Annotated in this window: 11 protein-coding genes; 10 read left to right on the top strand and 1 reads right to left on the bottom strand. The window is 73.8% G+C overall.

All coding sequences use genetic code 11. The annotated features are described in order from the left end of the window. Positions 1-118 precede the first annotated feature (118 nt). The 10 genes from BU204_RS17605 (at position 119) to BU204_RS17645 (ending at position 10511) form a co-directional block, all read left to right on the top strand. Positions 119-2044, top strand: a complete 1926-nt coding sequence (locus BU204_RS17605) for an alpha/beta hydrolase family protein (RefSeq protein ID WP_143229565.1) — start codon at positions 119-121, stop codon at positions 2042-2044. Further along, on the top strand, positions 2001-2150 hold the full coding sequence (locus BU204_RS40780; RefSeq protein ID WP_198942903.1) for a hypothetical protein: 150 nt from the start codon (positions 2001-2003) through the stop codon (positions 2148-2150). Before BU204_RS17605 ends, BU204_RS40780 begins: the two co-directional genes overlap by 44 nt. Positions 2151-2238: 88 nt before the next feature. Next, positions 2239-4137 (top strand): RiPP maturation radical SAM C-methyltransferase, encoded by a 1899-nt coding sequence (locus BU204_RS17610; protein WP_075126781.1) that lies wholly within the window; start codon positions 2239-2241, stop codon positions 4135-4137. After that, a complete protein-coding gene (locus tag BU204_RS17615) occupies positions 4118-4774 on the top strand; it encodes a DUF5825 family protein (RefSeq protein WP_075126782.1) in 657 nt (218 codons plus the stop codon). The genes BU204_RS17610 and BU204_RS17615 overlap by 20 nt, the downstream gene beginning before the upstream one ends. Positions 4775-4786: 12 nt before the next feature. Beyond that, positions 4787-5986 (top strand): cytochrome P450 family protein, encoded by a 1200-nt coding sequence (locus BU204_RS17620; RefSeq protein ID WP_075126783.1) that lies wholly within the window; start codon positions 4787-4789, stop codon positions 5984-5986. Beyond that, positions 5979-7211: an MFS transporter gene (locus BU204_RS17625; protein ID WP_075126784.1), complete on the top strand. Its 1233-nt coding sequence runs from the start codon at positions 5979-5981 to the stop codon at positions 7209-7211. Before BU204_RS17620 ends, BU204_RS17625 begins: the two co-directional genes overlap by 8 nt. A gap of 116 nt (positions 7212-7327) precedes the next feature. After that, complete coding sequence (locus BU204_RS17630) at positions 7328-8449, top strand: acyltransferase family protein (protein WP_198942904.1); 1122 nt, start codon at positions 7328-7330, stop codon at positions 8447-8449. Between the two features lie 42 nt (positions 8450-8491). Beyond that, positions 8492-9307, top strand: a complete 816-nt coding sequence (locus BU204_RS17635; protein ID WP_233160388.1) for an SGNH/GDSL hydrolase family protein — start codon at positions 8492-8494, stop codon at positions 9305-9307. A gap of 10 nt (positions 9308-9317) precedes the next feature. Next, entirely contained in the window at positions 9318-9707 is a 390-nt protein-coding gene (locus BU204_RS17640) for a RidA family protein (RefSeq protein ID WP_075126787.1), read from the top strand. Between the two features lie 3 nt (positions 9708-9710). After that, on the top strand, positions 9711-10511 hold the full coding sequence (locus BU204_RS17645; protein ID WP_075126788.1) for a class I SAM-dependent methyltransferase: 801 nt from the start codon (positions 9711-9713) through the stop codon (positions 10509-10511). On the opposite strand, the gene BU204_RS17650 is transcribed toward BU204_RS17645, so the two are convergent. After that, entirely contained in the window at positions 10488-12377 is a 1890-nt protein-coding gene (locus BU204_RS17650) for a hypothetical protein (protein ID WP_143229566.1), read from the bottom strand. The two genes, BU204_RS17645 and BU204_RS17650, sit on opposite strands and share 24 nt — an antisense overlap. Positions 12378-12487 lie beyond the last annotated feature (110 nt).

A 12487-nucleotide genomic window follows, 5' to 3' on the forward strand; every position in this document is an offset into this window, starting at 1 on the left:
CGGGTGGACTGCTCCAGCGGTGGTTGAGGCGGGGTTTGACGCGCACCTACCGTCCGCTTCGCGGCTTTCGGATAATTCCGGGATTTAGTCGCGAACGCCCGCAAAAAGGGGGAGACGGGTGCGGAAATCCTCGGTGGTCGAGCGGTCCGCGTCCTGGTCGCCGTTCCCGGTCGACCGGCCGCTGCCGCAGGTGCCCGCGTTCGCCACCCGTGCACCGGGGCGGGCCGCGGGTGCCGTCGAGGTCGACGGCATCCCGCAGGCCGCCGCATGGGATCTCGCGGAGCGCCGCTACCGGGTCTGCACCGACGCGCCGCACGGCGTCGACCTGTGCGAGATCGAGCCGGACGGCCGCCAGGTCTGGTGGTTCGACACCGACGGGGAGGCCGGCCCAGGTACCGGGCGGTGGTCGCGCCAGCCCTTCGGCGGCGGCGACGTGGGCGACGCCCTGCCCGGCACACCGCCGGGCCGGATGTACGGCGTCGCGTTCGACCGGGACGGCCGGACCGCCGCGGTCGCGGTCGGCGTGAACGGCACGACCCGGGTGCACGCCGGCCCGCCCGGCGGTCCGGGGGGCGAGGTCCTGGTCGCGGAGGGCTATCTCGGCCTGGTCGACCTCGCCCCGGACGGCAGCCTGCTCGTCCTGGCCGGCCGACCGGACGGTCCCGGCGCGGTCTGCCTCTGCGCGCTCTCGTCCCGGTCCTCCCGGCGCGGCGTGGAATGGCTGGGCGGCGGGTACGGCCGCCGCCTCTGGCCCCTGGAGTTCCGGCCGACCGGGCCCCCGGAGTTGCTGCTCGCGATCGAGCGGTTGGACGGGTTCGCGCTCGCCACCTGGCAGCCGGGCCGCGGGCTGCGGGTGTACGAGCGTCCGCTGTTCGACACCGAGATCTCCGCGCGCTGGCTGGGAAGCGGGCGCGGCGTGCTCGTCCAGCAGGACCGGCACGGTCGCAGCCGCCTGCACCGCGTCGGCCTCGACGCCGGTCTGCGGGTGCCGCTGCCGACGCCGGACGGCACGATCCTCGACCTGGCACTGGCGCCGGACGGGCGGGTCTACCGGCTCTGGACCAACGCGGAGGTTCCCCCCACCGTCCTCGACAGCACGCTGGACAGCGGCAGCGGACCCGCCGACGGTCTCGGTCCGGTCGGTAGGCCCGAACCGGGCGCGGCGTCCGCGCGCGGGGTCGTCCGCTCCGAGCGGTGGACCGAACAGCCCTACGGCGCGGTCCACACGTTCCTCGCGACCCCGCCCGGCACCGGGCCCTGGCCGGCAATGTTCCTCGTGCACGGCGGGCCGGGCACCCACGACCGGGACTGCTACGACCCGCGCGTGGAGGTGCTCACCGCCGCCGGCTTCGCCGTCGCCAGGGTCAACTACCGCGGCTCGACGGGGTACGGCGCGCGCTGGCGGCGCGGGTTCGGCCACCGCGTCGGCCTGGCCCAGCTGGAGGACCTGGCCGCGGTGCGGCGGGACCTGGTCGCCGCCGGGGTCGTCGACCCCGAGCGGGTGGGTCTGTCCGGCTACTCCTGGGGCGGCTACCTCGCGCTGCTGGGGATGGGCGTGCAGCCGGGGGAGTGGGCCCTCGCGATGGCCGCCTTCCCCATCGCGGACTACCCGGCCGCGCACCGGGCGACAACGCCCGCACTGCGCGAGGTCGACGTCGAGCTGTTCGGCGGCACCCCCGATGAGGTGCCGCAGCGCTACCGCGACGCCTCGCCGATGTCCTATGTAGACAACGTGTGCGGCCCTGTCCTGCTGGTGTCCTCGCGTACCGACGAGCGCTGTCCGGCCGAGCAGGTGCAGCGGTACGCCACCGCGCTCGCCGGTCGGGGGGTGCGCTGCGAGCTGGCCTGGGTCGGCGGCGGGCACCACAGCCGGGACAGCGCCGACCACGCGTCGGTCATGGACCGGATGCTGCGCTTCGCCACCGACGTGCTCCCACCCGTTCCCGGCCGCACCCGCGGTCGGAGTCCCTCCGTGACGACAGCAGGGAAGGAGGTGACCCATGAAGCGACGCAGCGTGCGCAACGACCCGATCCACAGCGGTGAGCGCGACCGCGGCGCGGTCCGCGTGGTGTTCGCGATCGACCTGGACAAGGCCTCTCCGGCGGCCCAGGCCGTGCGACCGAGTGTTGTCCAGGAGCCGAAGAAGTAGGCGCCCGGTGAGCGGCCGTCCCAGGGCGCACGGCCGGCGCCCTGGGACGACCGCCACCCCCACCACCCACCCCTGAGGAGGTTCGCCGATGCGCACGGTCCTCGTGCACATGCCGTGGGGCGCGATCGACGTGCCGTCGCTCGCACTCGGCATCATGCGCACCGCGGCACTGCGACACGGGCACGACGCGGTCATCCGCTACGCCAACCTGGACTTCGTCGACTGGCTGGTGGACCGCGCGGACTTCGGGCTCGCCGACTACCGCTACTACTCGGAGTCCTCCTACTTCCAGGGTGCGGGTGACTGGGTGTTCGCCGGCGCGCTCGACGAGGGCCTGCCGCGCAGGCCGGACAGCGAGGCCCGCTTCCTGCGGCTGCTCGCCGACAGCGGCGCCGATGAGCGCGAGGTCGCCACCACGGTCGCGCTGCGGGCGCTCGCACCCGCGTTCGTCGCCCACCTCGTGGACGAGCTCGTCGCGCAGGAGCCCGACGTGGTCGGCTTCACCACCACCTTCCAGCAGAACACGGCCAGCCTCGCCGCGGCCCGGCTGCTCAAACGGCGGCTCCCCGGGGTGCGGGTCGTGCTCGGCGGGGCGAACTGCGACGGACCGCAGGGTGCCGCGCTGCACCGGAACTTCCCGTTCCTCGACCACGTCGTGCGCGGCGAGGGCGAGGCCGCGTTCCCCGCGCTGCTGGCCGCGCTCGAGCAGGGCAGCGACGACCTGTCCGCGGTGCCGGGGCTGTGCTGGCGCGACGCCGAGGGCCGTCCGGTGGCCAACCCGATGGCCCGAACCCCACTGCCACCCGCCGCGATCCTTCCCCCCGACTACGACGGCTTCTTCTCCCGGGTCGACGACTCCGCCGCCGCGACCTGGGTGGAGCCCAAGCTGGTGATCGAGGGCTCCCGCGGCTGCTGGTGGGGAGAGAAGCACCACTGCACGTTCTGCGGTCTGAACGGCTCGTTCATGGAGTTCCGCAGCAAGTCGCCGGACGCGTTCCTCGGCGAGGTCCTCGACCTCGCCCGGCGCCACCAGCTGCTGGACTTCTTCGTCGTCGACAACATCCTCGACATGGCCTACTTCGGCAGCGTGCTGACCGCGCTCCGCGAGGCCGACCTGGACCTGCGGCTGCACTTCGAGGTCAAGGCGAACCTGCGCCGCCACCAGTTCCAGCTGCTCGCCGAGTCCGGCGTGGTGCAGGTCCAGCCGGGCATCGAGAACCTCTCCACCCACGTCCTGAGGCTGATGGACAAGGGCGTCACCGGCTGCCAGAACGTCCGCGCGCTGCGGGACGCGCAGAGCGCCGGCGTCACCACCAGCTGGAACTACCTCTACGGGTTCCCTGGCGAGTCCGAAGAGGACTACACCTCGGTGTTGCGCCAGCTGCCGATGCTGGTGCACCTCGACCCGCCCGGCGGGACGTCCCGGATCGTCATCGAGCGGTTCAGCCCCTACTTCGACCGGCCGGAGCTGGGGTTCGCCGAGCTGTCGCCCGCCCCGCAGTACCCGGACATCTACCGGCTGTCCGAGGCCGAGCTCGCGGACCTGGCCTACCTGTTCGCCGCGCCCAGCCGCGGCATCGGCCGGGAGCTGGCCCGCGAGCTGGTGGCGGCGATTGAGGAGTGGACCGCCCAGTACCCGCGCTGCCGGTGCGCGTTCACCGACCTCGGCGACCGCATCGTGCTGGTCAGCGACCGGCCGGCCTACCCGTGGTCGGCGCTGGAGCTGACCACGCCCGCCGAGCTCGCGCTGTTCCGGCTGCTCGACCAGCCACGCACGCCGGCGACGCTGGCCGCCCGGGTACCCGGCGGCGAGCCGGTCGTCGCCGACCTGCTCTCGCGGTGGGAGCGGCTGGGCATCGTGTTCAGCGAGGGCGGCCACCACCTCCAGGTCGCCGTCGAGGCACGCAACCAGGAGCTGATGCGGGTGGCCCACAACCACGCGGTGGCGACCGAGGAGGAGGAGCGCCGTGTCGTCGGTGTCGAGTGAGTGGGCGGGCGCGGCCGTCGTGGTCGAGTCCTGGCGCGACCACGACCCGCTGGCCCGCGAGCTGTTCGGCATGGCGCTGGGCAGCACGGTGGTCACCGACGACCCGGTGACCGCGGCCGCCGACCTGTACGCTGCCGGCGCGCGGTGTGTCCGGGTCCCGGACACGGTCGAGCTGTGCCGGGACGCGTCTGCGACCTCCGCCCGCAGCCTGCTGCTGGTGCGGGAGCTGACCGGCCGCGGGGTGGCCGTGGAGTGGACGGCCCGGTGCGCGGACGGGTGCGTGACCGACGGCCGGTTCGGGCACCTGTACCCGCCGTCGGCCGTGCTTGGCCAGCCGGCGGCGGTCGCCGCGGGCTGGCGGAAGAGCTACTTCCCGTGCCGGTGCGTGTTCCGCCACGGGCCCGGCTTCCTCGAGGTGCGGGACCGCCGGTTCGGCACGCTCGAGATGTTCACTGTGGACGAGCCGGCGCACCTCGCCACGATCGCCGCGCTGGTGACCGGCGTGCCGGTGGCGGGGGTGCCGGCCGACGTGCTCGCCGACCTGGTCGGCGCGGGGCTCGTCGCCGAGCACGCCGGGCATGTCTGGTGGTTGCCGGTCCGGGTGCACCGCTGGCCGGCGCCGGCGCTGGTCGTCTGAGGTGGAGGGACCATGACGAGCACCGAGGCTACGCAGCCGTCGTTCCTGGCCGACCCCTATCCGACGCTGGCCCGGCTGCGGGAGATGGCGCCGGTGTCCGTCGTGGACACCGAGGGCGGTCTTCCGATCTGGGTGGTGCTGCGCTATGAGGACGTGCGCGCGGCACTGGCCGACCCCCGTTTCGGTCAGGACGTCGAGCGGGCCCACCAGTTGGCCAAGCAGCGGGTGACCGGGCTCGAGCTGGGCGCGGACGTGGTGCACATGCTCAACACCGACCCACCGGACCACACCCGGCTGCGCCGGCTCATCCAGGGCGCGTTCACCAACCGCAGGGTGGCCGCCATGCGTCCGATGGTGGAGCGGGTCGCGCGGGAGCTGCTGGACGGGCTCGCGGTGCGCGCAGTCGAGACGCCCGAGGACGTCGACCTGGTGCGGGACTTCGCGTTCCCGCTGCCGATGATGATCGTCTGCGAGCTGCTCGGGTTCCCGGTCGAGGACCGGTTCGACTACCGCAGGTGGTCCACCGCCATCCTCACCCACAGCGAGCTGTCCTTCGCCGAGGCGATGGCGGACATGACCGCCTACCTGCGGGACCTGCTCTCCCGGCGGCGCGAGCGACCCGGCGAGGACATCCTGTCCGACCTGCTGCGGGCCGGCGACCTCGGCCAGATCTCCGAGCGGGAGACGGTCGCCATGGTGTACCTGCTGCTGATCGGCGGGCACGAGACGACGGTGAACCTGGTCAGCACGGCGGTGCTGGCGCTGCTGCGCAACCCCGACCAGGCGGCCTGGCTGCGTGCCGACCCGGCCCGGATGCCCGGGGCGGTCGAGGAGTTCCTGCGCTTCGAGTCGCCGGTGCGGATGGCCACCCTGCGGTTCACCACCGAGCCGGTGTCGGTCGACGGCGTGCTGATCCCCGCCGACGAGCTGGTGCTGATCTCGCTCGCCGGGGCCAACCGGGACCCGGCGCGGTTCCCCGACCCGGACCGGCTGCTGCTCGACCGCGGCGACGCCGGCCACCTCGCGTTCGGCTACGGCATCCACCGCTGCCTCGGCGCCCTGCTCGGCAAGCTGGAGGCGGAGATCGCCATCGGCGGGCTGCTGGCGCGGTTCCCCGGGCTCGCGCTGGCCGTGCCCGAGGAGGACCTGCCCTGGCGCGACACGCTCATGCTGCGCGGCCTGGAGTCCCTGCCGGTCGTGCTCGGTGGTTGACACGCGGCACGCGCCGCGGCGGGTCCGGCCGAGCCTCGCCCCGCTGGCGACGCGGGGATTCCGGTACCTGGTCGCCGCCGAAGCGGTGTCGGAGTTCGGCAACGCGTTCACGCTCGTCGCCCTGCCCTGGCTGGTCTACGAGCTCGGCGGCGGCGCCGGGCAGCTCGGGCTGGTGGTCGCGGCCTTCGGCGTGGGCCGGCTCGCCACCACCCCGCTCGGCGGCCTGTGCACCGACCGGTTCGGCGCCTGGCGGGTCATGTTGGTCTCCGATGTGGGCCGGGCCCTGCTGACCGCGGCGCTGGCCGTGGTCGCCGGCACCGGCACCGGCTCGGTCGTCGTGGTCGGGGCGCTGGCCGCGGGCGTGGGGCTGTTCGCCGGGGTGTTCCAGCCGGCCGCCTGGGCGATCACCCCGTCGCTGCTGCCGGCCGAGCAGCTCTCCACCGGCATGTCGCTCACCAGCACCGTGGCCTTCGCCGCCGGTCTCGCCGGCCCCGGCGTGGCCGGGCTGCTGGTGGCGGCGGCCGATCCCGCGGCGGGCCTCGCCGTGGACGCCGCGACGTTCGCGGTCTCCTCGGCCTGCCTCGTCGCGGTCGGCCGCGAGCTGCGCGGCCCTGCCCCCGGCGGCGACCGGCCGGCGGAGGCCTCGGGCGGGTTTTTCGCCCTGCTGCGGGCTTCCGGGTTGCTCCGCGACGTGCTCCTGGTGACCGTCGTGGCCAACCTGACGGTCGGCGGCCTGCTGCGGGTCTGCCTGCCGGCGCTGGCCGAGGAGGACCTGGCCGCCGGGGTGGTGGGGCTGGGCGGGCTGCTGGCCGCGTTCACCGCGGGGTGTCTCGCCGGAGGGCTGGTCGCGGCGGGCGCGAGCGGCGTGCGGCGGCGGGGTGCCGCCGCCATGGCCTCCGGGCTGGTGATGGCTGCCGGGGTGCTCGCGGTGCCGTTCGTCGGGCTGTGGGGAGCGGTCGCGGCGTTGTTCGTGGCCGGCGCGGCGAGCACGGTGACCAACGTGTTCGTGGTGACCGTGGTGCAGCTCGGGACGCCCGCGGCGCTGCTGGGCCGGGTGATGGCGGCGATCCTGTTCTGCGGCATCGGCCTGTTCCCGGTCTCGGTGGCGCTGACCGGGTTCGTCGTGGAGAGCTTCGGTGTCACGGTCGTCCTGGTCACCACCACCGGCCTGCTCGCCGCCGCCTTCCTGTTCGGACTGTCCCGCCGGGAGATCACGTCCCGCTGAGCGGCACTCGGCGCGAACGGAGCCGGAACCCGACAGAACCGCCGGCGGCCGGCCCACGTGTTATGGGCAGGGGTGCCGCCGGTTCCCCGTTGCTGCGTGCGTCGGAAGGGGTGGTCGTGGCGGCTCGTCCTCGGCTGGAGGTACTGGACGGTCTGCGGTTTCTGGCGGCCCTGGCGGTCGTCGCGTACCACTTCACCGCGATGGACCGGGTCTGGCGCAGGAGGGCCGAGGAGGTCTTCCCCGACCAGTTCGCCTTCCACGGTTGGCTGGGCGTGTACCTGTTCTTCCTGATCAGCGGGTTCGTCATCTGCATGAGCAGCTGGGGGCGGGGGGTTGGCTCGTTCCTGCTGTCCCGGGCGGTGCGGCTCTATCCCGCGTACTGGCTGTCGGTTCTCGTCATCGCGGTGGTGGCCACGACCTGGCCCTACCTGCGCCCGCCGGTGGAGTGGGACGCCGCGCTGGCCAACCTGACGATGTTCCACGAGCCGCTCGGGCAGCCCGCGGTCGCCGAGGTGTACTGGACCCTCTGGGCGGAGCTGCGGTTCTACCTGCTGTTCTCCCTGGTGGTCTGGCGAGGGCTGACCTACCGCCGGGTGGTCGGGTTCTGCCTGGGCTGGCTGGGGCTGGTGACGGTCACCAAGGCCCTGGTGCCCGACGGCGCCCTTCCGCACCAGGTGCTGATGACCGACTACGCGCCGCTGTTCACCGCGGGTGTCGGGTTCTACCTGATGTACCGGTTCGGCCCGACCCTGCTCTGCTGGGGCATCGTCGCCGGCTCGTTCCTGCTCTCGGTACCGGCCACGGTGTACCGCGCCGGCCGCGAGGCCCACGTCGGCGAGGTCGTGCCCGGATGGCCGGCGGTCCTGCTGCTCGGGCTGTGCTTCCTGCTGATGGCCGCCGTGGCACTCGGCTGGCTGTCCTGGGTCCGCGGCCGCTGGCTCGTCGTGCTCGGCGCCACCACCTATCCGCTCTACCTGCTGCACCTGGACCTGGGTGGGCTCCTGATCACCCGGTTGCGGGGCAGCGTCCCGGCCCCGCTGCTGGTCGCCGCGGTCACCGCCGGAATGATCGTGCTCGCGTGGCTGGTGCACCGGTACGTGGAACGACCGGTCGCGCCACTGCTGCGCCGTGCGCTGCTGTCGCTGTCGGGTCGGCTCTCGCGGCGCACGAAGGCAGACCGCGCCGCAACGCCCGCCGCCGAGGAGACCCCGGTCACGGCGTCCGCCGAGCCCCGCTGAACAGGGGAGGCGGGGCACTACCCACCAGGTACCGTCCGCGGGGTGGACGGGAAGGGGAGCGGTGTGCGGTACGTGGCGATCGGTGACAGCTTCACCGAAGGCGTCGGGGACGAGGTGGGGGATGGCTGCCGAGGGTGGGCGGACCTGGTCGCCTCGGGGCTGGCGCGGGCTCTGGGCGAGACCGTCGAGTACGCGAACCTCGCCGTGCGGGGGCGGTTGCTCGAGCCGATCGTGACCACGCAGCTCGAGGCGGCGCTCGCCCTCGAGCCGGCGCCCACGCTGCTCACGCTCAACGGCGGCGGCAACGACTCGATGCGGCCCGGGTGCGACCTCGAGCGGCTGGCGGAGCTGACCGAGCACGCGGTGCGGCGCTGCGCGGCGGCCGGCGTGCGGATGGTCCTGCTCAGCGGCGCGGACCCGTCGGCAGGGCTCCCGCTCGGTCGGGTCGTCCACCGGCGCGGTGCGGCGCTGACCGAGGCCGTCGCGGCGCTCGCGGCGCGGCACGACGTGCTGTTCGTGGACATGTTCAGCGACCAGGAGATCCGCCGCTCGCACTACTGGTCGCCCGACCGACTGCACCTCAACGCCGACGGCCATCGCCGGGTGGCCGCCTCGGTGCTGGCCGCGCTCGGCCACGCGGAGGCCGCGCACGTCGTCGCGCCGGGGCCGACGCCCGCGCGGAGCTGGCGGACCGAGGCACGCTACTACCGCGAGCACGTCCTGCCCTGGCTGCACCGCCGCCTGCGCGGAAGCTCCTCCGGCGACGACCGCGCCGGCAAGTACCCGGACTGGACACCGGTGCCGCCCGACGACCGGTGGATCACGAAACCGATCGACCCGGACCTGGCCACGCCCTAGCCTGTCCCGCATGGCGGACAGGCGCGTGATCTCCAGTGGTTCGGTGTTCGAGGAGCAGATCGGCTACTCGCGGGCGGTGGTCGACCGGGACTGGGTGCACGTCTCCGGGACGACCGGGTTCGACTACACCACGATGACGATCTCCGAGGACGTTGTCGAGCAGGCCGAGCAGTGCCTGCGCAACATCGCGACGGCGCTCGCCGAGGCCGGCTGCACGTTCGCCGACGTGGTGCGGGTCCGCTACCTGCTGCCGGACCGGGCGGACTTCGAGCCGTGCTGGCCCCTCCTGCGCCGCGCCTTCGGCGAGGCGCGGCCCGCGGCCACGATGCTCGTGTGCGGGCTGCTCGACCCCAGGGCGAGGATCGAGATAGAGGTGGACGCGCGGCCGGGCAGGGCCTAGGCCGTGGTCAGCGACGTCTGGGCGGCGGCGGACGCCTACGAGGAGTACGTGGGGCGGTGGAGCCGCCGGGTGGCCGAGCGGTTCGTGGCCTGGCTCGCCGTGCCGGCCGGCCGGGTGTGGCTCGACGTCGGCTGCGGCACCGGCGCGTTGAGCGACGCCGTGCGCGAGGCGGACGGGACCGTCGTCGGTCTCGACCCCTCGCGCGGCTTCGTCGCGGGTGGGCGTGCGGTGGTGGTGGGCGACGCCCGGGCGCTGCCGTTCCCGGCCGCCCGCTTCGACGCGGTGGTGAGCGGTCTCGCGCTCAACTTCGTCCCGGATCCGGCACGCGCGGCGGCCGAGATGGCGCGCGTCACCGCACCCGGTGGCATGGTCGCGGCCTACGTCTGGGACTACGCCGACGGCATGGCGATGATGCGGCTGTTCTGGGACGTCGCCCGGGAGCTTGACCCCGACGCGCCGGACGAGGGCGACCGCTTCCCCATCTGCCGGCCGGACGCGCTCGCCGACCTGTGGCGGGCGACCGGGCTCACCGGCGGGTTGGCGGTGGAGCCGGTCGAGATCCGGACCGACTTCGCCGACTTCGACGACTACTGGCGCCCGTTCCTCGGCGGTCAGGGCGCCGCGCCCGCCTACCTCGCGTCGCTGCCGGCACCCGCCCGCACCGCGGTCCGCGACGGCCTGCGCGCCCGTCTGCCCGACGGCGAGATTTACCTCACCGCGCGGGCCTGGGCGGTGCGGGGACGCCGGGGTGGCGGGCACGCGCCCGCCACCCCGGTCCGCTCAGACGAACGGGCGGATCGGTGAGACCCGGCTGCTGTCCACGGGGAAGTAGCAGAACGGGTCGACGTTGCCCTGCGCCACGCAGATCGCCGCCTCCGTGACCCGGGAGTCGACGGCCACGGAGTGGTGCGCCGTCTGCCCGATCATGTTGTTGTTGCCGTAGGCCCAGAACTCGGCGTAGCTGCTGTAGGTCCTACCCTCCACAAGCGACGCCGGGCTCGAGGAGCCGATCGCCAGGTTGTAGGCCTGGCCGTCGCCGAACGTGGTGTCGAGGAACGGCGCGGGCAGGGTCGATGCCGCGTAGCTCGGGTAGAAACAGCCCTTGTTGCGGTCCTCCGCCGTGCCGCTGCGGCCCAGGATGGGCGTCGGGCTGCAGGCGGGGTTGCCCATGAGCAGCTCGTCCTCCATTCCGGTCCGCGGGACCCACACCGAGTTCGGCAACGCCCGGCTGCACTCGGCCGTGGCCAGGAACTGCTGCACGACGCAGGGCTGGAGGCCGTCGACGAACTTGTAGCCGAGCGTGCTGATCGGACGGGACGTCTGGGCCGCGGCGATCGTGGTCTGCTGCGTGCCCCACCGGCTGTCCCACTGGGCGGCGCCGTAGGTGAACGCGCTCGTCACGACGGCGTACGGATAGCAGTAGACCTGCCAGTACCCCTCGGTCCCACCCTCGGACCAGGGGTCGGGCACCCACTCGGCGTAGCACAGGTAGATCACGGTGTTCGCCGCGTAGTTGGCGATGCTGACGCCGAAGTCCTGGTACCCGCCGGTGTCGGGATGGGGGCGGTAGGTGTGGTCGTTCGGGCAGGCCTGGTTGTCCGCGGCGTTGTTGCACCCGGTCCACACCGACGAGTCGTCCCTGGCGGCGCGGCCCTGGGACGGCGAGGACCCGGTCGAGCCGGCGACCATGCTGTCCGCGGTGCGTGGCAGCGCGTTGTCCACGGCAGCCTCGCCCGAGACCGCGCGACGCTCGCCCGGCGAGCAGGCCAGCACCCCGCTGGACTTCCAGGAGCAGCTCTGCCCGGTGTTCGTGATCACGCGCTCGCCCTGTCGCGTCGGCGCCGAGACTCCGGTCTCCAGCCGTACCTCGGTCGCCGGCACCGCGGACTCGACGGCCTTCGCCTCGGCCTTGGCCTCGCGCAGGTCGGTCACCTTCGCGTCCCCGGAGTCGGGGAGCACGGCCCGCACGCCGCTGCTGCCCACCAGCGCGGCCAGCCGGCTGTTGGTCCCGACGACCTCGGCCCGGTAGACGCGGTAGTCCCCTTCCGCCAGCTCCCGCAACCCGGACCGCCGCGCGGCCGGCGCCGACTCGGCCTGCTGGAAGTAACGCAACCGGGCGGACCCGGTCAGGCGGTCCACCTTCTCGGCGGTGCTGCCGCCCACCCGGGCGACGTCGTTGAACCACATCGTGTGCACCTGGCCCGCGGCGGGCACCTTGACCTCGACCGCGTACAGCTCCACGCCGTGGTCGGCCACGAAACCGGCCAGCTCCCCGCTGGTCCTCCCCGCGTCGAACACCACCGACGCGCTGCCCTGCGCCCCCGGTGCGCGGGTGGCCCGGTCGGTCAGCGTCCGGTGGGCCTCGCGCACGCTCGTCCCCACCAGGGTGGGGTCGGCGGTGTGCAGCACACCCTGCAGGGCACTGGTCGACAGGTCCCGCTGTTGCTGTGCACTGGTCTGGCCGCCTCTGCGGTCGGTCGTCGGGTCGGCGACGGCTCCACCCGTCCCGGCGGTGATCACGGCGGCGAAGACCATGGCGCCGCAGGCCGCCACAACCGACCAACGCCGTCTCCTGGTCACTCGCATCGTCTCGTCCCTCGCATCGTCGGTGTCCTCCCTGGCGCAGTGCCACCCGGCGTCGCGCCGAACGCCGACGATCGTGACGGGCACGCGCGAGCGGTGAGGCCGATTCCGGCCGTCGGCGGACAGCGCCGGACAAGGGCGGAGGAGTGCCGTCCAGTGCATGTCCAGTGGCGCGGCGCAGGGTGACGGGGTGTACG

The organism is Actinophytocola xanthii, assembly GCF_001921205.1.
GTDB lineage: Bacteria > Actinomycetota > Actinomycetes > Mycobacteriales > Pseudonocardiaceae > Actinophytocola > Actinophytocola xanthii.

Coding starts and splice junctions, on each gene's coding strand:
- BU204_RS40780 (WP_198942903.1), top strand. CDS start 2,001: ATGAAGCGACGCAGCGTGCGCAACGACCCGATCCACAGCGGTGAGCGC.
- BU204_RS17610 (WP_075126781.1), top strand. CDS start 2,239: ATGCGCACGGTCCTCGTGCACATGCCGTGGGGCGCGATCGACGTGCCG.
- BU204_RS17620 (WP_075126783.1), top strand. CDS start 4,787: ATGACGAGCACCGAGGCTACGCAGCCGTCGTTCCTGGCCGACCCCTAT.
- BU204_RS17640 (WP_075126787.1), top strand. CDS start 9,318: ATGGCGGACAGGCGCGTGATCTCCAGTGGTTCGGTGTTCGAGGAGCAG.